Source organism: Vibrio sp. Vb1755 (genome assembly GCF_033338635.1).
GTDB classification, from domain to species: Bacteria; Pseudomonadota; Gammaproteobacteria; order Enterobacterales; family Vibrionaceae; genus Vibrio; species Vibrio alginolyticus.
This window is the reverse complement of record NZ_JAWOTA010000039.1, coordinates 1-24,088: the sequence shown is the minus strand read 5'-3', so window position 1 is coordinate 24,088 and position 24,088 is coordinate 1. Positions and strand designations below refer to the sequence as shown.

Genomic DNA, 24,088 nt, shown 5'->3' with positions numbered 1-24,088 from the left:
GCCAAAAATGCAAACTTAAGTTAAGTGATTCAAGAATGAGACTACTCAAGTGCTGCAAGGATAGAGCAATGTGTGGCGTCATCGTCTGTATGACCACAACAAGCATCATTAATCTTCTTCAAAGCTCGGCGAATTTTCGTCAGCTCGTTAATTTTCCCATCAATCAGCTCTAACTTAGCAGAAGTAATGGCTTTTACCTCTGCACAGCTGTGTTCTGTCGCTTCTAACTTAATTTCTAACAGGTCTTTAATTTCATCCAGACTCAAGCCAAGATCTTTACCTTTGAGGATAAAGTGCACCTGCTTTTGATTCTCTTCATCATACAAGCGGTAGCCTGATTCGCTTCGCCCTGCGGGTTTTATTAGCGCGTTTTTCTCGTAGAAACGCAATGTATCGGCAGTCACACCACAACGTTTTGCCAGTTCACCTATCTGAAACATAACTTTCCCTATTAACTATCTCGTTACTTTTAAAGCTAAAGAACGACTTTTTTGCAATTATTTTTGAGATGCCAAACGATTGCGCGAGCTTTTTTGTAATAAATTGGTTAGAATACGCGCCATCAAATGTGGAGACTGTTTTCTAATCAGAAAACACCCTGCAAAGGTCTTTACCAAAACTGGCCAATATTTTACCCCAAGAGGTAAAAACAAGTTCATTTTTGGCAAACATCTTTAACTCCGTGAATTTGAGGAAAATGGAAGCATGAATAACGCTCGTCCTATTCGCCGTGCGCTTATCAGCGTATCAGACAAAACAGGTATTGTTGAGTTTGCGCAAGCTCTTGCTGAGCGCGGTGTCGATATCCTATCTACTGGTGGTACAGCTCGCCTACTTGCCGAACAAGGCATCGCCGTAACTGAAGTCTCTGACTACACTGGTTTCCCAGAAATGATGGACGGCCGCGTTAAAACGCTTCACCCAAAAGTTCACGGTGGTGTGCTTGGTCGTCGTGGCCAAGATGATGACGTGATGGAAAAGCACGGCATCAACCCTATCGATATGGTTGTCGTAAACCTATACCCATTCGCAGAAACCGTTGCCAAAGAAGGCTGTACACTAGCCGACGCTGTTGAAAACATCGATATCGGCGGCCCAACCATGGTTCGTTCTGCAGCGAAAAACCACAAAGACGTGACTATCGTTGTTAACGCAGGTGATTACGGCCGCGTAATTGCAGAGATGGACGCAAACGAGAAGTCTCTAACACTAGAAACTCGTTTCGACCTAGCTATCGCAGCATTCGAGCACACAGCATCTTACGACGGCATGATCGCAAACTACTTCGGCACTATGGTTCCATCTTACGGTGCCTCTCTACTTGATGAAGAAGGAAAGAAGGCTGATGAAGAGTCTAAATTCCCACGTACGTTCAACCAACAGTTCGAGAAGAAGCAAGACATGCGCTACGGTGAGAACAGCCACCAAGCAGCCGCATTCTACGTTGAAGCAAACCCACAAGAAGCATCCGTTTCTACTGCTCGCCAAATCCAAGGTAAAGCCCTTTCTTACAACAACATCGCAGACACGGACGCAGCGCTTGAGTGTGTGAAAGAGTTCAACGAGCCAGCATGTGTAATCGTAAAACACGCAAACCCATGCGGTGTTGCTCTAGGTAAAGACATTCTAGAAGCATACAACCGTGCTTACCAAACTGACCCAACATCTGCATTCGGCGGCATCATTGCATTCAACCAAGAGCTAGACGCAGCAACAGCAACCGCTATTGTTGAGCGTCAATTCGTTGAAGTGATCATCGCACCTTCTGTTTCTGCTGAAGCGATTGAAGTGGTTGCAGCGAAGAAGAACGTGCGTCTACTTGAGTGTGGCGAATGGACAACTAAGACAACTGGCTTTGACGTGAAACGCGTGAATGGCGGTCTACTGGTTCAAGACCGTGACCAAGGCATGGTAAGCCTAGACGACCTAAAAGTGGTTTCTAAGCGCCAGCCAACAGAAGAAGAGCTGAAAGATGCACTGTTTTGCTGGAAAGTAGCGAAATACGTGAAATCTAATGCGATCGTTTACTCGAAAGGTGACATGACTATCGGTGTAGGCGCTGGCCAAATGAGCCGCGTTTACTCTGCGAAAATCGCAGGCATCAAAGCTGCAGACGAAGGTCTACAGGTTGAAGGTTGTGTAATGGCATCTGACGCTTTCTTCCCATTCCGTGACGGTATCGACGCGGCTGCAGAAGCTGGCATCAAGTGTGTTATCCAACCAGGTGGTTCTATGCGTGATGACGAAGTTATTGCAGCAGCAGACGAACACGGCATGGCGATGATCTTTACCGGTATGCGTCACTTCCGCCACTAATCCTCTCGTCTTCACTGGGACGATAACTGCGTTGACGGCGTTCACTTATCCTAATCACATAGCATACTATGCTCATAGGAATAAGTTCACTTGTCGCCTTGTCCTCGTCCCACTGAATTAGAGAGGTCATACTCAGGTCTTTGCGAAATATCTGAGTTTGAGCAAACGGTATTTATAAGATTAAGGATTTTCATATGCGAGTTTTAATCATTGGTTCAGGCGGTCGTGAACATGCGCTAGGCTGGAAAGCAGCGCAAAACCCAAATGTTGAGACTATTTTCATTGCTCCAGGCAACGCAGGTACAGCACTAGAGCCAAAACTAGAGAACGTAAACATCGATGTAGAAGACATCGCTGGCCTTGTTGCTTTCGCCAAAGAGAAGGCGATTGAACTGACTATCGTTGGCCCAGAAGCACCATTGGTTATTGGTGTGGTTGATGCTTTCCGCGAAGCAGGTTTGCCAATATTCGGCCCGACCCAAGCCGCAGCACAGCTTGAAGGCTCTAAAGCGTTTACCAAAGACTTCCTTGCTCGTCACCAAATCCCAACGGGTGCCTACGCGAATTTCACTGAAATCGAGCCTGCACTGGCTTACGTGCGTGAGCAAGGTGCACCGATCGTGGTGAAAGCCGACGGCCTTGCAGCTGGTAAAGGCGTGATTGTGGCAATGACGCTAGAAGAAGCTGAGGACGCAATCAAAGACATGCTAGCAGGCAACGCATTTGGTGATGCTGGTAGTCGTGTCGTTATCGAAGAGTTCCTAGATGGTGAAGAAGCAAGCTTCATCGTGATGGTGGATGGTGAGAACGTTCTGCCAATGGCCACCAGCCAAGACCACAAACGCGTAGGCGACAAAGATACTGGTCCTAACACCGGTGGCATGGGAGCATACTCTCCAGCTCCAGTGGTAACACAGGAAATCCACAACCGCATCATGGAAGAAGTGATTTACCCAACAGTACGTGGCATGGCCTCTGAAGGTAACCCTTACACTGGTTTCCTATACGCGGGTCTGATGATCGACAAAGACGGCACTCCGAAAGTAATCGAGTACAACTGCCGCTTCGGTGATCCTGAGACACAACCTATCATGATGCGCATGGAATCGGATCTTGTTGATCTGTGCCTAGCGGCAATCGACGAGAAACTGGATCAAGCGGAATCGAAGTGGGATCCACGAGCATCGATTGGTATCGTGCTAGCAGCCGGTGGTTATCCAGCAGCGTACAACAAAGGCGACGTTATTTCGGGTCTGCCACAAGTTGAAATTGAAGGCGAAAAAGTCTTCCATGCTGGTACAGATAACAAAGATGGCGACATCGTGACAAACGGTGGTCGTGTTCTTTGTGCAACCGCACTTGGCAACAGTGTATCAGAAGCGCAGCAGCGTGCTTACGAGCTTGCAAAACAGATCCGTTGGGATGGCATGTTCCATCGCAACGACATCGGCTACCGTGCAATTGCACGTGAGCAAGAAAAATAAAAACAACATGAGTTGGCTAAAAAACAAAAGGCGCACTCAGCGCCTTTTTTATTGTTCTTGTTCGACAGAATTCGAAGCAATGTTTATTCAGAGATCAACGTTGGCCGAGAAACACAATCAAAGTCATCGTCATTGAGCATCAACAGTTCATCGACCATTGCTTTGTTTCGTGACTGCTTGCCGACAAAAGCCACATAACTGTCTACCGATGAGAGACGCTCGATAATAAATTTTGGCAACGTCTGATTAAACTCGAGTGTCGAGAACACCTTACCTTTGCAGGTTTCAAACGATTGACCATTCCAATAACCTTGAATAAGGCTCTGATTGTTACGAGACTGCGCCTTAACCGATGCCACTACGTCATTCGCTTCTGCTTTGTAGCGCTCTAATTGGTCATGCTGAAGTGGTAAGACTTTACGGTTAACACGATATTTTTGGTAAACCGCTTCGCCATCTTTATTGAAACGGATGTGGATTTGAAAAGGCACCAACTCTTGTTTGGTATCAACTTGCTCGCCTTTTCGAATCAACTCTCGCAACTCACCTTCATCCCAGCGATAATCACTCTGGAACCAACCATTGTCCCCCATAGTCACATAATCAGCCGCCGTACTCACACGAGTGAGTTTCTCTGTCATCCAGTACAAGCTGCTAGCATCTCCCGCAACTTTACCACCAGAAAAATGCGTGAATTGTTCTAAATTAGGAGTTTCAACCGACGAACAGCCAAAAAGGGTAAGGCTAGATAGGAGAAGTGAAGTGAGTAGATGTTTTTTCATGAAATTGCACCGAGGCAGGATACCTCGGTGCATTCTAACTTAGTTTACTGATTCTTTCAGCGCTTTACCTGCTACGAATGCTGGTACGTTAGCCGCTGCGATTTGAATCTCGTCACCAGTCTTAGGGTTACGACCAGTACGTGCAGCGCGGTGGTTTACTTTGAATGTACCAAAACCAATTAGTTGAACTTGGTCACCCTCTTTAAGTGCGCCAGTTACACCATCAAGAGTCGCTTCAAGAGCAGCTTTTGCTTGTGCTTTTGATAGGTCTGCTTTCTCTGCGATAAAGTCGATTAATTGGGTCTTGTTCATTAGGTTTCCCTTCTCATAGGTTATCGAATTCGTCTCACTCTAAAACATAAATGCCCCATCTGGCAAAGGTTTGTAAGCGATCTTTCGATTTTCTGACGTACTTTTAGCCATAATATGAGTAATAACTCACAATTTGTTACCACATACCCCCTGAAAACCCTTGCTTTCCAAGGTATTTGGACCAATTTATAAGTCACTTTTGCGGTTATAATAGCTGCAAATAACCACTATCAAACTACATTCAAGGGCAACTATGCTGCTGTTATCCATTTATATCTCTATTGCAATCGGCATTTCGTTTATCTGTTCGGTGCTGGAGGCGGTACTGCTGAGTATCAGTCCGAGCTACATTGCGCAGCTCAATCAACAGGGGCATCCCGCAGCTGGGCAATTGGCTAAGCTGAAATCAGATATCGACCGACCACTGGCATCTATTCTGACTTTAAACACCATCGCTCACACTATCGGCGCGGCCACTGCTGGTGCACAAGCTGCGGTTGTATTTGGTAGCGAAGCATTAGGTATCTTTTCGGCAGTGCTGACATTGGCGATCTTAGTGCTTTCAGAAATCGTACCGAAGACGATTGGCGCGACCTACTGGCGTCAGTTGGCACCCACTGCCGCGGTCGCATTGCGTTGGATGGTATGGGCGCTTACACCCTTTGTTTGGTTCTCAGAGCAAATCACCAAGCGTCTTGCTCGTAACCACGAAGCTCCAAAGATGCGTGATGAGCTGTCTGCAATGGCGATTCTGGCACGTGAAAGCGGTGAGTTTGCCGAGGGTGAATCAAAAATCTTAAGCAACTTGCTTGGCATCCAAGATGTACCCGTAACGCAGGTTATGACGCCACGACCAGTAGTATTCCGTGTCGATGCCACAATGACCATCAATGAGTTCCTAGAAAAACACAAAGATACGCCTTTCTCACGCCCATTGGTTTACAGCGAACAGAAAGATAACATCATTGGTTTTGTGCATCGCCTTGAGTTGTTCAAACTACAACAATCAGGTTGTGGACAGAAACAGTTGGGAGCAATCATGCGCCCAATTCAAGTGGTGCTAAACAATACCACTTTACCTAAAGTATTCGACCAGATGATGACTCATCGCTTACAGCTGGCACTTGTTGTTGATGAATACGGTACCGTGCTAGGTTTGGTAACGTTGGAAGATATTTTTGAACACCTCGTAGGCGAGGAGATCATCGACGAAGCAGATAAAAGCACTGACATGCAGGAGCTGGCTTACCAACGCTGGGAAAGCTGGAAAGAAATGCACGGCGTAATCGAAAGCCGCGATGACGATGAAGAAGATAATGAGCCGGAGAAGCAGGATAAAGAGCCAGAAGCTCAAGAGCCACCGAAATCCGACTCGAAAGAATCGTAATCAGCATTGGGCATAACCGCTTAAACGCACAAACAAAAAAGGCATCCAGTTAGGATGCCTTTTTCTATTTATTCAACGATTAAAGTGCAATACCGATGTTGCTCACACCTTCTTCACGTAGCTCTTCACGCAAATCTTTAATCAAGCTGATGTCACGTTCTACCGCTTCACGCAGCGGACGGAAGATTGCCCACTGGACATCCCACTCTTCACATACGGCTTCGTTTTCTTTCTGGTTGTCGTTAGTGATTGGCTCTGCGCCTTGTGCTTGCTCTAGATCAGCAACGGTTTGTACCGACTGTTGACTCACTTTAAGCATTGAATCGAAAAGGTAGTCGCGGTCCAATAGACCATGCAGTAACGTAGACAAACCCTGACACGCGTCCATTGCTGGGTAAACGCCGTAAAAATCGAACTCATCCGCACTTGGGAACAACTCTTCTAACTTCTCTAATTGACGTTCGAAGTTAATTTTCGCGTTCTTAACTGTCAAAATTTCCCATACACTATCAAGAATCGCTCGGTAAGCACGCGGGTCAGCAAATTCTGTATTCTCACAAAACATCGCATAGTTTGGATACATGCGTTCACACAGACACGCCATAAAGGTAATTTGTTGCCAAGGTTCTAGTTTTTCTAAACGAACCTGAAGAGGATTCTTAAGCATAGTCACTCAATCATTGAAGAAAAAAACAGCGAAAGTGTACTTGATTCATCACAGGGAAAAAAGTTAATGCCGCATTCAAATCAGATTTTCCTGCTCTCAGAGCATCGCGACACCTACAAAACGTTACTGGCAGAGAAAAATCTGCCCGATCTTTGCCTCACCGACCAACCAGAAGCCGCTCAGATCGTACTAGCGGATCCACCCTTACTATCACAAAGCTTAGACGAATTTTCACAGCTTGAATGGGTGCAATCCACGTTTGCTGGTGTCAACGCCTTAACATCCCCTAGCCTTCGTCAGGACTATACTCTAACTAACGTTCGAGGCATCTTTGGTCCACTGATTGCTGAATATGTTTTGGGTTACAGTATTGCCCATTACCGCCACTTTGCCCGATACCACCAGCAGCAACAAAACAAACAATGGCAGCCTCACCTATACACGTCATTACAAAGTAAAACCATGGTAATTCTTGGTACCGGTAGCATTGGGGGCTATCTGGGCAACGCCGCTAAAGCAATGGGGATAAAAACTATCGGTATTAACCGCACAGGTATCCCGACTTCAGGCGGCGAGTTTCATCAGACCTTTCATATCAATGAACTAAATAAGGCATTTGAGCAAGCCGACATCGTTGTGAATACTCTACCAAGTACACCTGAGACGCGACAGTTACTTAATCGTCAAACGCTCAGCCAACTAAATCAGGCGTTATTGTTTAACGTAGGTCGTGGCGACGTATTGGATGAGGCAGGGTTGCTCTTCGCTCTGAAAAACCGTTGGGTAGAACACGCCTTCTTAGATGTGTTTGAGCAAGAACCGTTATCGGTAGAGCATCCGTTTTGGAAACTACCGCAAGTCACCATCACTCCACACATTGCTGCGCTGAGTTTTCCCGAGCAAGTCATCGAGATTTTTGCTGACAACTATCTACGCTGGCGCGATGGGTTTTCATTAAATTATCAAGTGGATTTCGAAAAGGGTTACTAAGAATGTCGTTAGACGAGCTATTGCAGCAAGTGAGGGCCTGCCAGATCTGCGCGGATAACTTACCTTTGGGTGCAAACCCTGTCGTGCAAGCAGCAAAAGAGGCACGCATCCTAATCATCGGTCAGGCCCCTGGCACACGTGTACACAAAACCTCGATACCTTGGAATGACCCAAGTGGTGATCGATTACGCCAATGGCTCGATATCGACAAAGACGTTTTCTACGACCCAAATAAAATTGCCATTGTCCCAATGGGATTCTGTTATCCAGGCAAAGGGAACTCTGGTGATTTACCGCCTCGTAAAGAATGTGCGCCCACTTGGCATAAAAAGATTCTTGAGCAACTGCCCAATATAGAGCTCACTCTACTAATTGGTCAGTACTCGCAGCAGTACTATCTCACCAACAAACCAAAGACGCTCACGCAAACTGTTCAGCAATGGCAAGATTGGGAACCGGGCTTTATCCCGCTCCCTCACCCATCTCCACGCAATACATTGTGGTTAAAGAAGAATCCTTGGTTTGAATCTGACGTCGTGCCATACCTTAAAAAACGCGTTCACTCGATGCTTTAGGTTACCTATGATCTAATTGCTTGTTTATCTGTACAAGAAAATTAGAACATAAAACCCGAAATCATAAGTATTTGTTTATATTAAACTTTAACATCTAGTGTACAGCTAGAGTAGTAATTAGATCATAGTAGGCCAAATACTACTAGAGCTGTACAGCCTTGAGTCTCAGATAGAAAAAATGAATTTTAGGCAAAAAAATACCGGCACTGAATGCCGGCATTTGATTTCAAAAGATCTAACTTACTTGTGGTATGGCTTAGATAGCTCGTGTACCGCTTCCACAAATACGCCCGCGTTTTCTGGCGGCACATCTAGGTGGATGCCATGACCTAGGTTGAATACGTGACCTGTACCAGCATCACCAAAACCTTCTAGGATACCCGCTACTTCTTCACGGATGCGCTCAGGTGAAGCGTAAAGCATAGATGGGTCCATGTTGCCTTGCAGTGCCACTTTATCGCCGATACGCGCTTTCGCATCAGCAATATTGATCGTCCAATCTAGACCAACCGCATCACAACCCGTTGCTGCGATTTGCTCTAGCCACATACCGCCATTCTTAGTAAATAGCGTAACAGGTACGCGACAACCGTCATTTTCGCGAATCAGGCCATCCACAATCTTGTGCATGTATTGCAATGAGAACAGGTTGTAATCACGAGGAGTCAGAACGCCACCCCATGTATCAAATACCATAACTGACTGCGCGCCGGCTTTGATTTGTGCATTTAGGTATTCAATCACGCTATCTGCTAGCTTATCCAGTAGAAGATGCAGAGTTTGAGGTTCTGCGTACATCATCTTCTTGATCTTCGTGAAGGCCTTAGAGCTACCACCTTCAACCATGTAAGTCGCAAGCGTCCATGGGCTACCAGAGAAACCAATTAGAGGTACATCACCATTCAAATCTTTACGGATTTGACGCACGGCATTCATTACGTACTGCAGTTCACCTTCTGGATCTGGCAGACCGATTTTCTCTACGTCGGCTTTGCAAGTAATTGGGTTATCGAAGACCGGACCTTCACCAGCAGCAAAACGCAGACCCAGACCCATTGCATCTGGGATAGTTAGGATGTCAGAGAACAAGATCGCTGCATCAAGAGGAAAACGGCGTAGTGGTTGAAGAGTTACTTCGGATGCTAATTCTGCATTTCGACACAAAGACATGAAATCACCCGCTTCTGCACGAGTCGCTTTGTATTCTGGTAGGTAACGACCTGCCTGGCGCATCATCCATACTGGCGTGTAATCTACCGGCTCTTTTAAAAGCGCACGCAGATAACGATCATTTTTTAATTCAGTCATTCCGTAATTCCAACTGTTAGGCTTTCTGTGAAAGGGGGTATTCTATCACTGATTTAAGTCCAATAGCTGTGTGCTTTGCAACCTGGATCAAGTTATTAACTTTTAAATCAATGCTTAATTTGCACACAATCCGCATCAGTGTTAAAAATTTGTTCGCTAGCGAAAACTACAATTATAAACTGAGTACTCGGTACTCAGCATCTCATAACGACATCTTACTTACCCCCTCCCTCTCGGAGGGTTTTTTTTATCTATTTATCAGACAATTAGAGTCTATATCTTTCAGCGTTTGTTCGATAAGTGCTCTTGCAATCGTTCCTTTAGGCGCAACAGGCGGCATCTCGTCGATACCAAACCATTGTGCATCAGACAGCTCAGTGTAGTCTGGGCTTAACTCTCCGGATTCATAGTCAGCTAAAAACCCCATCATCATACTGGATGGGAAAGCCCAAGGCTGGCTGCCAAAGTAACGAATATTTTTAACGAGAATTCCCGTTTCTTCATGAATTTCTCGAGCCACGCACTCTTCTAATGTCTCACCGACTTCTAGAAAACCCGCAATAACCGTATACATACCATTTCGATGCCTTGGATGTTGGGCTAATAAGATCTGATTTTCTTTACGTACAGCAACGATAATACACGGAAATATTCTAGGATAATGAAGGGTGCGACATTCACTACACTGCATGGCTAACTGGTTATTATTAAGAAAGTTTCTTCCTCCGCACTGTGGACAAAAGCGCAAACTTTGCGTCATGTGCCCATATTGCACAGCTTTACTTAACAACATAAATAATGGCTCAGGAAAATGCAGGCAGTCACGCAGGGATACTAAAGGTAGATCATGCTCTAAATCGGCCAAGTTAAGCCACATGACGGGCGAACCAGAATACTCACCAATGGGTCTTGCACTCGTTACTGGCAGTGATAACTGCTCTGCAGACCCGAAGGGCACAGCACCATCCACCAGCCAAATTTCACTTCCTGCAACAACACACCAGTATGCATTTATCGCGCGGTTAACATCACCTTTTCTTAACATTACACCATCCCTTTGCTTGAAGTTCGTTCATTTTACTGGCAATCTAATTTCATACTAGAGTTTATCGTTAAGTAAATGTGCACTCTAAATTCTAGTAAGGACAAGAGTTTGTAATAACTTTACTAACTTTGCTTTGCAAAGGATACGTTCGCCGATGGGCGATCAGATCATGAGGGCATGGTCATGCTAAGAAAATTCAAACAAACACAAGACCAGTGGGGTGGCTCAAGTGATGTCATTGATCACTGGTTAGAGACACGACAATCCCTGATTGTTGAATATTGTAAGCTTGCAGCGCTGCAACCTTGTTCGAAAACCAATGTTATTGAACTCCCATCTCCTTCCGAACTGCAGGATTTCTGTCAGCACCTCGTTGATTACATCTCCGAAGGCCACTTTAAAATTTATGACATGGTTATGGACCGTTGGAAAGCAACCGGCTTTGTCGTGACTAATGAGATCAATCAAACCTATGGTCAAATTGTTCTAACGACTGAACCATTATTGAACTTTAACGATAAGTACTCAGAAGTGACTGAAGATGATGAATTAAATGATTTCGATTCTGATATGTGTCTCATTGGGGAAATTCTTGAGACTCGCTTTGAAGTCGAGGACTATCTGATACAGCAAATCGCAGAAAGCCTGTCTATGCCACCTGGGGCTTAGTATTTGCAAACATTTAGAAATAGAGTGAGAGAAAAGACTGACGATCATCGTCGGTCTTTTTTGTTTCTAGCTTTATCGAAAATCCCACCGGAAGAACAAAGTAGTATAAAAACTAAAAAGGCACCCGAAGGTGCCTTTTTCTTAAGCTTTTAACGATTACTCGTTATATGACTTACTCTTCAGAAGAGAAACCAGCGTTTAGAAGTGCCGCTAGGTTATCCGTTGCTTGCTCAGCAGAAGGACCATCTTGCGCTTCAGAACGTTTAGCTTGACGCTCTTGGTGGTATGCGAAACCAGTACCAGCTGGGATCAGACGACCAACAATTACGTTCTCTTTCAGACCACGTAGGTCATCACGCTTACCAGAAACCGCAGCTTCTGTTAGTACGCGAGTTGTCTCCTGGAACGATGCCGCAGAGATGAACGACTCAGTCGCTAGAGATGCTTTAGTAATACCTAGTAGTTCACGTTCGAAACGTGCAGGCTCTTTGCCTTCAGCTTCTAGGTTACGGTTAGCAATCTTAACTTGTGAGTACTCAATCTGTTCACCAGGTAGGAACTCAGAGTCACCAGAGTGAGTAATAGTACACTTACGTAGCATCTGACGAACGATAGTTTCAATGTGCTTATCGTTAATCTTAACGCCTTGTAGACGGTAAACTTCCTGTACTTCGTTAGCAATGTACTGCGTTACCGCGTGTACGCCACGTAGACGTAGGATGTCATGTGGAGACTCTGGACCATCTGCGATCACATCACCACGTTCAACTTTTTCACCTTCGAATACGTTCAACTGACGATGCTTAGGAATCATCTCTTCGTAAGCTTCACCGCTTTCACGTGTGATCACTAGGCGACGTTTACCTTTCGTCTCTTTACCAAAGCTCACAGTACCTGTGTGCTCAGCAAGGATTGCAGGCTCTTTCGGCTTACGTGCTTCAAATAGGTCAGCAACTCGTGGAAGACCACCGGTGATATCTTTGTTACCGCCAGACTTCTGAGGAATACGTGCTAGTGTTGCACCAACACCTACTGCTGCGCCATCTTCGATGTTCACAATCGCTTTACCAGGTAGGAAGTAGTGAGCTGGCATATCAGTACCAGGGATCATTACATCGTTACCTTGCTCGTCAACAAGTTTGATAGCTGGACGCATATCTTTACCTGCTGAAGGGCGAGCTGCTGGGTCAGTTACTTCGCTTGAAGATAGACCAGTTAGGTCATCAGTTTGACGAGATACTGTTACGCCGTCGATCATATCTACGAACTGGATGCGACCTGCTACCTCAGTAATGATAGGTAGTGTGTGCGCTTCCCAGTTTGCAACTGTTTCGCCAGCTTGAACTGTATCACCATCGCCTTTGCTTAGTAGCGTACCGTAAGGCAGTTTGTGCTTCTCTTTAGTACGACCAAACTCATCAACGATAGTTAACTCTGTCGCACGAGAAGTGATAACGATCTTACCGTCATCAGCCAATACAGATTTAGCGTTGTGTAGCTTGATAGAACCGTTGTTCTTAACTTGAACACTGTTCTCTGCCGCTGCTGTCGATGCCGCACCACCGATGTGGAACGTACGCATCGTTAGCTGTGTACCTGGCTCACCGATAGACTGAGCAGCAATAACACCCACTGCTTCACCTTGGTTCACTAGGTGACCACGTGCTAGGTCACGACCGTAACATTGTGCACAACAACCGAAGTCAGAATCACACGTTACTACAGAGCGCACTTTCATGCTGTCTACTGAGTTCTCTTCCATGATTTGACACCACTTCTCATCGATCAGGGTGTTACGTGGAATAAGAACGTCTTCAGTGCCAGGTTTTAGTACGTCTTCAGCAACAACACGACCAAGAGCAAGCTCAGAAAGTGCAACTTTAACATCACCACCCTCGATGTGAGGCATCATGTCGACACCTTCGTGAGTGCCACAGTCATGTTCAGTTACAACAACGTCTTGAGCAACGTCTACTAGACGACGAGTTAGGTAACCCGAGTTCGCTGTTTTCAGTGCCGTATCCGCAAGACCCTTACGAGCACCGTGCGTTGAGATAAAGTACTGAAGTACGTTTAGACCTTCTTTAAAGTTCGCTGTGATCGGTGTTTCGATGATTGAACCATCTGGACGCGCCATCAGACCACGCATACCCGCAAGCTGACGAATCTGTGCTGCAGAACCACGAGCGCCCGAGTCCGCCATCATATAGATGCTGTTGAATGACTCTTGCTGTTCCTCTTCACCGTCACGGTTAACTACCGTTTCAGATGAAAGGTTTTCCATCATTGCTTTCGCAACACGGTCGTTGGTCGATGCCCAGATATCGATAACTTTGTTGTAGCGTTCGCCCGCAGTAACAAGACCTGATTGGTACTGTTCCTGGATTTCACGTACTTCTTCTTCCGCTTCTGCGATTTCAGTGTACTTAGCTGCAGGTACAACCATATCGTCGATACCAACAGATACACCAGAAAGTGCCGCGTATGCGAAACCTGTGTACATGATTTGGTCAGCGAAGATTACTGTGTCTTTCAGACCTAGTTTACGGTACGCCTCGTTAAGTAGGTTAGAGATTTGCTTCTTACCTAGCTTTTGGTTAACGATGCTGTACGGTAGACCAGCTGGCACGATTTGCCATAGCATTGCACGACCAACAGTGGTGTCTACCATCTTGGTTTCTGTAGTGCTGTTGCCATCTTCGTCTACAACAGTTTCTGTAATACGTACTTTAACGCGTGCGTGAAGCTCAGCTTGTTTAGTGCGGTATGCTTTCTCAGCCTCTTCTGGGCCAGAAAGGTACATGCCTTCACCTTTCACGTTGATCTTTTCACGAGTCATGTAGTACAGACCCAATACAACGTCCTGAGAAGGTACGATGATCGGATCACCTGACGCTGGCGACAGAATGTTGTTTGTCGACATCATCAGAGTACGAGCTTCAAGCTGTGCCTCTAGAGTTAGAGGTACGTGAACCGCCATTTGGTCACCATCGAAGTCCGCGTTGTACGCTGCACAAACAAGTGGGTGTAGCTGAATCGCTTTACCTTCGATCAGTACTGGTTCGAACGCCTGGATACCTAGACGGTGAAGTGTCGGTGCACGGTTCAATAGTACTGGGTGTTCACGGATTACTTCGTCTAGGATATCCCAAACGACCGCTTCTTCACGCTCTACCATTTTCTTAGCAGCTTTGATTGTAGTCGCAAGACCACGAGTCTCTAGCTTGCTGTAGATGAATGGTTTGAATAGCTCAAGTGCCATCTTCTTAGGAAGACCACACTGGTGTAGACGAAGGTATGGACCTACTGTGATTACAGAACGGCCAGAGTAGTCTACACGTTTACCTAGAAGGTTCTGACGGAAACGACCTTGTTTACCCTTGATCATATCAGCAAGAGATTTCAGAGGACGCTTGTTAGAACCTGTGATCGCACGACCACGACGACCGTTATCTAGTAGCGCATCAACAGACTCTTGCAGCATACGTTTTTCGTTACGTACGATGATGTCCGGAGCAGCTAGCTCTAGAAGACGCTTCAAACGGTTGTTACGGTTGATCACACGACGGTATAGATCGTTAAGATCAGAAGTCGCAAAGCGACCGCCATCTAGAGGTACTAGAGGACGTAGATCTGGCGGAAGTACTGGAAGTACAGTTAGGATCATCCACTCAGGGTTGTTACCCGATGCGATGAACGCTTCTACCAGCTTAAGACGCTTAGTTACTTTCTTACGCTTAGTTTCAGAGTTTGTTGTCTCTAACTCTTCACGCATTTGTTCTGCTTCAGCGTGCATATCCATAGAACCTAGTAGGTCCTTGATAGCTTCCGCACCCATCTTAGCAGTGAACTCGTCGCCCCACTCTTCTAGACGATCTAGATACTCTTCTTCAGTAAGCATCTGACCTTTTTCTAGATCAGTCATACCAGGCTCTGTTACTACGTACATTTCGAAGTACAGAACGCGTTCGATATCACGTAGAGGGATATCCATTAGTAGACCGATACGAGACGGTAGCGATTTTAGGAACCAGATGTGAGCTACTGGTGAAGCCAGTTCAATGTGGCCCATACGGTCACGACGAACTTTAGTTTGTGTAACTTCTACACCACACTTCTCACAGATAACACCACGGTGCTTCAGGCGCTTGTACTTACCACAAAGACATTCGTAGTCTTTAACTGGACCAAAGATACGCGCACAGAACAGACCATCGCGTTCAGGTTTGAACGTACGATAGTTGATCGTTTCAGGTTTTTTAACTTCACCGAAAGACCATGAACGGATCATGTCTGGTGAAGATAGACCGATTTTGATTGCATCAAATTCTTCGGTCTTATGCTGTGCTTTTAGAAAGTTTAATAAGTCTTTCACAATCAGCTCCTGTAAGGAGTTAAAAGGAGCTCACTTGCTAAAGTGAGCACCTTCTTCCAAATAATCGCTTTGATTCTCTCGACTTTCATCAAGAGAGAAAAGGATTACTCTTCGTCTTCTAGCTCGATGTTGATACCTAGCGAGCGGATCTCTTTCAACAGTACGTTGAACGATTCTGGCATGCCAGGTTCCATGCTGTGGTTACCGTCTACGATGTTCTTGTACATCTTAGTACGGCCGTTAACGTCATCCGACTTAACCGTTAGCATTTCTTGTAGCGTGTAAGCAGCACCGTATGCTTCTAGTGCCCATACTTCCATCTCACCGAAACGCTGACCACCGAACTGAGCTTTACCACCTAGTGGCTGCTGAGTTACTAGGCTGTACGAACCAGTTGAACGAGCGTGCATCTTGTCATCAACAAGGTGGTTCAGTTTCAGCATGTACATGTAACCAACAGTTACAGGACGCTCAAACGCATCACCTGTGCGACCATCAAACAGTGTTAACTGACCTGATGTTGGTAGATCTGCTAGCTCAAGAAGTGCTTTGATTGACTCTTCTGGAGCGCCATCAAATACAGGAGTCGCGATTGGTAGACCGCCACGCAAGTTCTTGATCAGAGTACGTACTTCATCATCAGATAGAGAAGCAATGTCTACTTTCTGGCGAGTGTCGCCTAGATCGTAAACTTTTTGTAGGAACTCGCGGAATTTCGCTAGTTCTTGCTGCTCTTTAACCATCTGGTTGATCTTGTCACCGATACCTTTCGCTGCCAGACCTAAGTGTACTTCTAGGATCTGACCGATGTTCATACGCGAAGGTACACCCAGTGGGTTAAGTACGATGTCTACAGGCTGACCTTTCTCATCGTATGGCATGTCTTCAACAGGGTTGATCTTAGAGATTACACCCTTGTTACCGTGACGACCCGCCATCTTATCACCAGGCTGAATGCGACGTTTAACCGCTAGGTAAACCTTAACGATCTTCAGTACACCAGGTGCTAAATCATCACCTTGAGTGATCTTACGACGCTTAGTTTCGAACTTCTTATCGAAGTCGGCTTTTAGCTCATCCCACTGCTCAGCAAGTTGCTCAAGCTGAGTTTGTAGTGCGTCATCTTCTAGCGTTAGTTCTAGCCACTTCTTACGATCAGTTGTGTCTAGTTTCGCTTCAGAGTAACCGCCTTCAATCAATACAGCTTTAACACGGTTTAGAAGGCCGCCCTCAAGAATCTGGAATTCTTCAGTTAGGTCTTTCTTCGCTTCTTTAAGCTGCATCTGTTCGATTTCAAGCGCACGCTTGTCTTTCTCTACGCCATCGCGAGTAAAGACTTGAACGTCGATGATCGTACCTGATACAGAGTTAGGTACACGTAGTGAAGTATCTTTAACGTCAGATGCTTTTTCACCGAAGATTGCACGTAGTAGCTTCTCTTCAGGCGTTAGCTGAGTTTCACCTTTAGGTGTAACTTTACCAACTAGGATGTCGCCACCCTTAACTTCAGCACCGATGTAAACGATACCTGACTCGTCTAGTTTAGACAGAGCAGACTCACCTACGTTTGGAATATCCGCTGTGATCTCTTCAGAACCAAGCTTAGTATCACGCGCCACACAAGTCAGTTCTTGGATGTGGATAGTCGTGAAACGGTCTTCTTGAACTACGCGCTCAGATACTAAGATCGAGTCTTCGAAGTTGTAACCGTTCCAAGGCATGAACGCGATACGCATGTTTTGACCAAGCGCTAGTTCACCAAGGTCTGTTGAAGGACCATCAGCAAGAACGTCACCGCGTGATACAGGCTCACCTGGCATCACACATGGGCGCTGGTTAATACATGTGTTCTGGTTAGAACGTGTGTATTTAGTCAGGTTGTAGATGTCGATACCAGCTTCACCTGGTACTAGCTCTTCTTCGTTAACTTTAACAACGATACGAGAAGCATCTACTGACTGGATTACACCACCACGTTTAGCAACTGCAGTTACACCTGAGTCAACTGCTACGTTACGTTCAATACCAGTACCAACAAGCGGTTTGTCAGCTTTCAGTGTTGGAACTGCCTGACGTTGCATGTTCGCACCCATCAATGCACGGTTCGCATCATCGTGTTCTAGGAACGGGATAAGCGATGCAGCGATAGATACAACCTGGTTTGTCGCAACGTCCATGTACTGAGCGTGCTCACGAGGGTGTAGACCAGATTCACCTTTCTGACGAGCTGTGATCAGCTCATCTGCAAAAGTACCATCTTCGTTTAGCTTAGCGTTCGCCTGTGCGATAACGAATTGGCCTTCTTCGATTGCAGATAGGTAATCTACTTCGTCTGTTACTACGCCATCTACAACGCGACGGTATGGTGTCTCTAGGAAACCGTACTCGTTACAACGCGCAAACGCAGATAGAGAGTTGATCAGACCGATGTTTGGACCTTCAGGCGTTTCGATAGGACATAGACGACCGTAGTGAGTTACGTGTACGTCACGTACTTCGAAGCCAGCACGTTCACGAGTTAGACCGCCAGGACCCAACGCAGAAATACGACGCTTGTGCGTTACTTCTGATAGCGGGTTGTTTTGGTCCATGAACTGTGAAAGCTGTGAAGAGCCAAAGAATTCTTTAACTGCCGCAGAAATTGGCTTCGCGTTGATCAAGTCTTGAGGCATGATTGCGTCAAGATCGCCTAGGCTTAGACGCTCTTTAACTGCACGCTCAACACGTACTAGACCTACACGGAACTGGTTCTCAGCCATTTCGCCTACAGAACGGATACGACGGTTGCCTAGGTGGTCGATATCGTCCACTTCGCCCTTACCGTTACGGATCGCGATCAGCTTCTTCATCACTTCGATGATATCAGTTTCATCAAGTGTGCCTTGCTCTTGAGCATCTTCACGGCCGATAGAGCTGTTGAACTTCATACGACCAACAGTCGATAGATCGTAACGCTCTTCAGAGAAGAATAGGCTTTCGAATAGAGCTTCTGCAGCTTCTTTTGTTGGCGGCTCACCAGGGCGCATCATGCGGTAGATTTCTACCAATGCAGAAATACGATCAACCGTGCTGTCGATACGTAATGTTTCTGACATGAATGGACCGTGGTCTAGATCGTTCGTAAATAGAACTTCTAGCGCTTTGTGGCCTGCCTGAGATAGGTTCGCTAATGCTTCCAGGCTGATTTCCTGGTTAGCGTTAACAATGATCTCGCCAGTTGCTTCATTGATGTAATCTTTAGATGCAACTTTACCAACGATGTACTCAACTGGTACTTCGATGTGATCAACGCCATCTTTTTCTAGTTGGCGGATATGACGAGCTGTTACGCGACGACCCTGCTCAACGTAAACTTTACCATTTGCTTCGATGTCGAATGACGCAGTTTCACCACGTAGACGATCAGGAACCAACTCCATCAATAGAGTTTGGTCTTTCACTTCGAAGTTCACTTTCTCGAAGAAGATATCTAGGATTTCTTCTGTCGACTTACCTAGTGCTCGAAGGATGATCGATGCTGGTAGCTTACGACGGCGGTCGATACGAACGTACAAGTTATCCTTAGGATCAAACTCGAAATCAAGCCATGAACCACGGTAAGGAATAACACGTGCGTTGTATAAAACTTTACCTGAAGAGTGGGTCTTACCCTTATCGCTGTCGAAGAACACGCCTGGGCTTCGGTGCAGCTGGGATACGATAACCCTCTCGGTACCGTTGATTACGAAGGTACCATTGTCTGTCATGAGTGGAATTTCACCCATGTAGACTTCTTGTTCTTTAATGTCTTTTACAGTACCTGCTGGCGCGTCTTTATCAAAGATAACTAGGCGTAGTTTTACACGTAGTGGCTTTGAGTAAGTTACACCGCGGATTTGACATTCTTTAACGTCAAAAACTGGCTCACCAAGACGGTAGCTAACGTATTGCAGCTCAGAATTGCCGTTGTAGCTCTGAATCGGGAATACAGAACGGAAAGCGGCTTCAAGACCGTATTGACCTTCAGGATCCTGTTCGATAAATTTGTCGAACGAATCGAGCTGGATCGATAGCAGGTATGGAATGTCCAAAACTTGTGGACGAGTACCAAAGTCCTTACGGATGCGCTTTTTCTCGGTATAAGAGTAAACCATGGGGTTCCTCAGCTCGCTGATAAGTGACCCAAACTGTCCGCCCGCTCCTAGTTACTTAAGGGGGGTAAGGGACAGTGACTAATATAGCTGTTTACTGTAGTGACATTTCATTTCGTAAGAATGAAATGTTTTTTGCATGGATATCAGGCGCTTAAACAGCGGGAAAATTCGCCTATACCCTACAGCGCAAAAAGGCCGGTGGTTAAAAAACCACCAGCCAATTAGCCGTTAGGCTAAGAAACTATGCAATAATTACTTAACAGCAACAGTTGCACCAGCTTCTTCTAGCTGAGCTTTAAGAGCTTCAGCTTCTGCTTTCTCAACACCTTCTTTAAGAGGTGCTGGAGCGCCGTCTACTAGAGCTTTAGCTTCTTTAAGACCTAGGCCAGTTGCGCCACGTACTGCTTTGATTACAGCAACTTTGTTACCGCCAGCAGCTTCTAGGATTACGTCGAATTCAGTTTGCTCAGCAGCAGCTTCGCCTGCAGCAGCGCCGCCAGCTACAACAGCAGCAGCAGCAGAAACACCGAATTTCTCTTCCATTGCTTCGATTAGTTCAACAACTTGCATTACAGACATTTCTGCAACTGCGTCTAGGATTTGCTCGTTAGTAATAGACATAACAATTCTCTTTTAAGTCAACAATAAGTTTATTAAGCAACCAGTAAAAAGCAAGGCTTATGCCGCTGCTTCTTGTTTTTGATCGCGGATAGCTGCGATAGTACGCGCCAGCTTGCCAGCCGAAGCTTCTTTCATGCACATCATTAGGCGTGCAATTGCTTCGTCGTAAGTTGGTAGTGTTGCTAGTACTTCAGCGTCAGTTAAAGCGCCTTCAAATGCAGCAGCTTTGATCTCGAAATCTTTGTTCTCTTTAGCGAAGTCTTTGAAAAGACGCGCTGCAGCACCTGGGTGCTCATTAGAGAATGCGATTAGAGTAGGACCAGTGAAAGTGTCAGTTAGACACTCGTACTCAGTACCTTCAACCGCACGACGAGCAAGAGTGTTACGAACAACTCTCATGTAAACGCCAGCTTCACGAGCTTGTTTACGTAGAGAAGTCATCGCGCCAACTTGAACGCCACGAGAATCAGCTACAACTGCAGAAAGTGCACCACTGGCAGCTTCGTTGACTTCAGCAACAATTGCTTTTTTGTCTTGAAGGTTTAAAGCCATCTTGGATTTACTCCTGGTTGTCGTTACACCACTCACTATCATCACGACAGTGAGAGCTATTGAGGTGCTTCCCCAGAAGAAAGTTAACTATATTACATAGAGCTTTCTGTCAGTTCGGGCACCATCTACGTAGGATAATTAAGTTTGCTTTTACACAAACACCTACGGTCTTGGACGGAGACTGGGTCTTAATTCATTTCGAACTAGGAGACAGTTCAAAGAACCAAAGTTCAGCCCCAACCACAAATATTAGGCGCAAAATTATACACTAATTTTGCGCCTAAGCAAATAAATTATGCTTGAGTGTTCAGGCTAGCCTGATCAACAGCAACACCAGCACCCATAGTAGTAGAGATGCTTACTTTCTTCAGGAAAGTACCTTTCGCTGAAGATGGCTTAGCTTTCTTCAGAGCAACTAGAAGTGCTTCTAGGTTCTCTTTGATCTGCTCAGCAGAGAAGTTTGCTTTACCGATAGTAGTGTGGATGATGCCGTTTTTGTCGTTACGGTAACGAACCTGACCAGCTTTAGCGTTTTTAACTGCTTCAGCAACGTTAGGAGTTACAGTACCAACTTTAGGGTTTGGCATAAGACCGCGAGGACCTAGGATAGTACCTAGTTGACCTACAACGCGCATTGCATCTGGAGAAGCAACAACTACGTCAAAGTTCATTTCGCCTTTCTTAACTTGCTCAGCAAGATCTTCCATACCTACGATGTCTGCACCAGCTTCTTTAGCTGCTTCAGCGTTAGCACCTTGAGTGAACACTGCAACGCGGATTTCGCGGCCAGTACCGTGAGGTAGTACAGTTGCACCACGTACGTTCTGGTCAGATTTACGAGCATCAATGCCAAGGTTAACAGCAACGTCTACAGACTCAACGAATTTAGCAGTCGCTAGTTCTTGAAGAAGAGCAACAGCTTCGTTGATTTCGTATTCTTTAGTTACGTCAACTTTTTCGCGGATTACGCGCATGCGCTTAGTTAGTTTTGCCATCTTATTAACCCTCTACCACTAGGCCCATTGAACGAGCAGTACCAGCGATAGAACGCTTCATCGCTTCGATGTCAGCACCAGTCATATCAGCAGCTTTAGTTTCTGCGATTTCTTGGATTTGAGCGTCAGTTACAGTACCAACTTTTTCAGTGTTTGGACGACCTGAACCAGACTTAACGCCAGCAGCTTTCTTAAGAAGAACAGCAGCAGGTGGAGTCTTAGTTACGAACGTGAAAGAACGGTCGCTGTATACTGTGATAACTACTGGAGTTGGTAGACCTTTCTCAATAGATTCTGTTTTTGCGTTGAACGCTTTACAGAATTCCATGATGTTCACACCGTGTTGACCTAGTGCAGGACCTACTGGTGGACTAGGGTTAGCCATACCAGCAGCAACTTGTAGCTTGATGTAAGCTTCAACTTTCTTAGCCATGATAATTCCTAAGTTTGGGTACAAACGCTAATCGCGGATCAGCTCCCCGTTTGTGTAAGAAACTTTTTACTTCACTTGAAGTAAAAAGGCGCGAAATTATAGTCATAATCCGCGCCTTATACAACCCTAAAAAGGTGATTTTTTATACTCTTTAACGAAGAGTCTTAGTCCAGCTTTTCAACCTGACCAAATTCAAGCTCAACTGGTGTCGCACGACCAAAGATCGATACAGACACTTTCAGGCGGCTCTTCTCGTAATCCACTTCTTCAACAGTACCGTTGAAGTCAGCAAATGGACCTTCGTTAACACGTACCACTTCACCCGCTTCGTACATTGTACGCGGACGAGGCGCTTCACTCGCTTTCTCAAGACGATTAAGAATCGCGTCAGCCTCTTTATCCGTGATAGGTGCCGGACGGTCTGAGGTACCACCAATGAAGCCCATGACACGCGGCACACTGCGTACTAGGTGCCATGATTCATCGTTCATAATCATCTGAACAAGGACGTAACCTGGGAAGAACTTACGCTCAGACTTGCGACGCTGACCCGCGCGCATTTCCACTACTTCTTCAGTAGGAACCAGTACTTCACCGAATAGCTCTTCCATGCCGTGCATTTTGATATGCTCGCGCAGAGATTGAGCTACACGACCTTCAAATCCAGAGAAGGCTTGAACCACATACCAGCGTTTTTTTGGAGCTTCACTCATGAATAAAAACCCTCTATACCCCAGTTGCTAGAGCTACTAGACGAACCATAATTCCGTCAATACCCCATAGCACTAGAGCCATTACAATACTTACAGCTAAAACGATCAGTGTTGTTTGCATGGTTTCTTGGCGAGTAGGCCAAACAACTTTACGTACTTCCATACGAGATTCTTTTGCAAAACTGATCGCTGCTTTACCTTTAGTCGTTGTTGCTGCAACGCCTAAGGCAGCTGCAATAAGAACAACAACGCCTGCAGCACGAACCACTACAGACATTTCACCATACAGGTAATTACCCACAACAGCGGCAGCTGCCAATACGAAAGCGGCTACCCACTTAAACGTATCTGCTGCGTTTGAGCTATCAGGAGTTTCAGCATTATTTGCTTTCATAAAACCAACCTGTTACAAGTCTTAATATAGACGACAACAACCCCGCTGTTGCAGGGCAAACTCCATATCGCTGAAAAAATCAGCGTACTCTTCTTAAGATTAAGCCTCTTTGCTTAATCTTGCTCTGCGCCCAACCCACTTCTGAACAAGAAAACAGCAAAAATAATGTTGAGTGCAGAAAAAGGGCATCAAATGATGCCCTTTTTGCTACTGGTTCGTCAAATCTAATTCAAGATTTTCCGAAAGCATCGCTAATTCGCTATGAATTAGTCGAAGATCTTAGCAACAACACCAGCACCTACTGTACGGCCACCTTCACGGATCGCGAAACGTAGAC

20 protein-coding genes and 1 pseudogene are annotated in these 24,088 nt (G+C 45.8%); 6 read left to right on the top strand and 15 right to left on the bottom strand.

What is annotated here, in order from left to right:
- Positions 1–41: 41 nt before the first annotated feature.
- Entirely contained in the window at positions 42–440 is a 399-nt protein-coding gene (gene zntR / locus R7E00_RS21400) for a Zn(2+)-responsive transcriptional regulator (protein ID WP_005382529.1), read from the bottom strand.
- A gap of 265 nt (positions 441–705) precedes the next feature.
- On the opposite strand from zntR, the gene purH reads away from it, so the two are divergent.
- Both purH and purD read left to right on the top strand, forming a co-directional pair.
- Complete coding sequence (gene purH / locus R7E00_RS21395) at positions 706–2,316, top strand: bifunctional phosphoribosylaminoimidazolecarboxamide formyltransferase/IMP cyclohydrolase (RefSeq protein ID WP_262606420.1); 1,611 nt, start codon at positions 706–708, stop codon at positions 2,314–2,316.
- 194 nt (positions 2,317–2,510) lie between these two features.
- The gene (purD, locus tag R7E00_RS21390) at positions 2,511–3,800 is read left to right on the top strand and encodes a phosphoribosylamine--glycine ligase (protein WP_054577303.1); all 1,290 of its coding nucleotides are present in this window, start codon (positions 2,511–2,513) and stop codon (positions 3,798–3,800) included.
- An 83-nt stretch (positions 3,801–3,883) separates the two neighbouring features.
- On the opposite strand, the gene R7E00_RS21385 is transcribed toward purD, so the two are convergent.
- On the bottom strand, positions 3,884–4,582 hold the full coding sequence (locus R7E00_RS21385) for a DUF1481 domain-containing protein (protein WP_017635549.1): 699 nt from the start codon (positions 4,580–4,582) through the stop codon (positions 3,884–3,886).
- 39 nt (positions 4,583–4,621) lie between these two features.
- Positions 4,622–4,894 (bottom strand): nucleoid-associated protein HU-alpha, encoded by a 273-nt coding sequence (gene hupA / locus R7E00_RS21380; protein WP_005382524.1) that lies wholly within the window; start codon positions 4,892–4,894, stop codon positions 4,622–4,624.
- Between the two features lie 253 nt (positions 4,895–5,147).
- Here hupA and R7E00_RS21375 point away from each other — a divergent pair, with 253 nt between their 5' ends.
- Positions 5,148–6,281, top strand: coding sequence for a hemolysin family protein (locus R7E00_RS21375; protein WP_017821795.1), 1,134 nt, complete (start codon positions 5,148–5,150; stop codon positions 6,279–6,281).
- A 79-nt stretch (positions 6,282–6,360) separates the two neighbouring features.
- On the opposite strand, the gene R7E00_RS21370 is transcribed toward R7E00_RS21375, so the two are convergent.
- Positions 6,361–6,948: a YjaG family protein gene (locus R7E00_RS21370; RefSeq protein ID WP_005382520.1), complete on the bottom strand. Its 588-nt coding sequence runs from the start codon at positions 6,946–6,948 to the stop codon at positions 6,361–6,363.
- A gap of 66 nt (positions 6,949–7,014) precedes the next feature.
- Between R7E00_RS21370 and R7E00_RS21365 the strand changes: the two genes are divergently transcribed.
- Positions 7,015–7,938, top strand: a complete 924-nt coding sequence (locus tag R7E00_RS21365) for a D-2-hydroxyacid dehydrogenase (protein ID WP_262606421.1) — start codon at positions 7,015–7,017, stop codon at positions 7,936–7,938.
- Positions 7,939–7,940: 2 nt separating this feature from the next.
- A complete protein-coding gene (locus R7E00_RS21360) occupies positions 7,941–8,513 on the top strand; it encodes a uracil-DNA glycosylase family protein (RefSeq protein ID WP_262606422.1) in 573 nt (190 codons plus the stop codon).
- Between the two features lie 240 nt (positions 8,514–8,753).
- On the opposite strand, the gene hemE is transcribed toward R7E00_RS21360, so the two are convergent.
- Both hemE and nudC read right to left on the bottom strand, forming a co-directional pair.
- Positions 8,754–9,821 (bottom strand): uroporphyrinogen decarboxylase, encoded by a 1,068-nt coding sequence (gene hemE / locus R7E00_RS21355; protein WP_262606423.1) that lies wholly within the window; start codon positions 9,819–9,821, stop codon positions 8,754–8,756.
- A 247-nt stretch (positions 9,822–10,068) separates the two neighbouring features.
- Complete coding sequence (gene nudC, locus R7E00_RS21350; protein WP_262606424.1) at positions 10,069–10,866, bottom strand: NAD(+) diphosphatase; 798 nt, start codon at positions 10,864–10,866, stop codon at positions 10,069–10,071.
- A 177-nt stretch (positions 10,867–11,043) separates the two neighbouring features.
- On the opposite strand from nudC, the gene R7E00_RS21345 reads away from it, so the two are divergent.
- Positions 11,044–11,535, top strand: coding sequence for an Rsd/AlgQ family anti-sigma factor (locus tag R7E00_RS21345; protein WP_005382515.1), 492 nt, complete (start codon positions 11,044–11,046; stop codon positions 11,533–11,535).
- Positions 11,536–11,707: 172 nt separating this feature from the next.
- On the opposite strand, the gene rpoC is transcribed toward R7E00_RS21345, so the two are convergent.
- The 9 genes and pseudogenes from rpoC to R7E00_RS21300 form a co-directional block, all read right to left on the bottom strand.
- Positions 11,708–15,910, bottom strand: a complete 4,203-nt coding sequence (gene rpoC / locus R7E00_RS21340) for a DNA-directed RNA polymerase subunit beta' (protein WP_005382514.1) — start codon at positions 15,908–15,910, stop codon at positions 11,708–11,710.
- A gap of 104 nt (positions 15,911–16,014) precedes the next feature.
- Entirely contained in the window at positions 16,015–20,043 is a 4,029-nt protein-coding gene (rpoB, locus tag R7E00_RS21335; RefSeq protein WP_005384685.1) for a DNA-directed RNA polymerase subunit beta, read from the bottom strand.
- A gap of 252 nt (positions 20,044–20,295) precedes the next feature.
- Positions 20,296–20,664, bottom strand: a complete 369-nt coding sequence (gene rplL, locus R7E00_RS21330; protein ID WP_005382540.1) for a 50S ribosomal protein L7/L12 — start codon at positions 20,662–20,664, stop codon at positions 20,296–20,298.
- Positions 20,665–20,721: 57 nt separating this feature from the next.
- Positions 20,722–21,216 carry a 50S ribosomal protein L10 gene (gene rplJ, locus R7E00_RS21325; protein ID WP_005382538.1) on the bottom strand — a complete coding sequence of 165 codons (495 nt, stop codon included), beginning with the start codon at positions 21,214–21,216 and terminating at the stop codon, positions 20,722–20,724.
- Between the two features lie 293 nt (positions 21,217–21,509).
- The gene (rplA, locus tag R7E00_RS21320; RefSeq protein WP_005384683.1) at positions 21,510–22,211 is read right to left on the bottom strand and encodes a 50S ribosomal protein L1; all 702 of its coding nucleotides are present in this window, start codon (positions 22,209–22,211) and stop codon (positions 21,510–21,512) included.
- A 4-nt stretch (positions 22,212–22,215) separates the two neighbouring features.
- Positions 22,216–22,644 (bottom strand): 50S ribosomal protein L11, encoded by a 429-nt coding sequence (gene rplK / locus R7E00_RS21315; protein ID WP_005384682.1) that lies wholly within the window; start codon positions 22,642–22,644, stop codon positions 22,216–22,218.
- 164 nt (positions 22,645–22,808) lie between these two features.
- A complete protein-coding gene (gene nusG / locus R7E00_RS21310; protein WP_005384681.1) occupies positions 22,809–23,357 on the bottom strand; it encodes a transcription termination/antitermination protein NusG in 549 nt (182 codons plus the stop codon).
- 13 nt (positions 23,358–23,370) lie between these two features.
- Complete coding sequence (gene secE, locus R7E00_RS21305; RefSeq protein ID WP_005384680.1) at positions 23,371–23,751, bottom strand: preprotein translocase subunit SecE; 381 nt, start codon at positions 23,749–23,751, stop codon at positions 23,371–23,373.
- A 266-nt stretch (positions 23,752–24,017) separates the two neighbouring features.
- A pseudogene (locus tag R7E00_RS21300) lies at positions 24,018–24,088 on the bottom strand (elongation factor Tu); the annotation flags it as partial.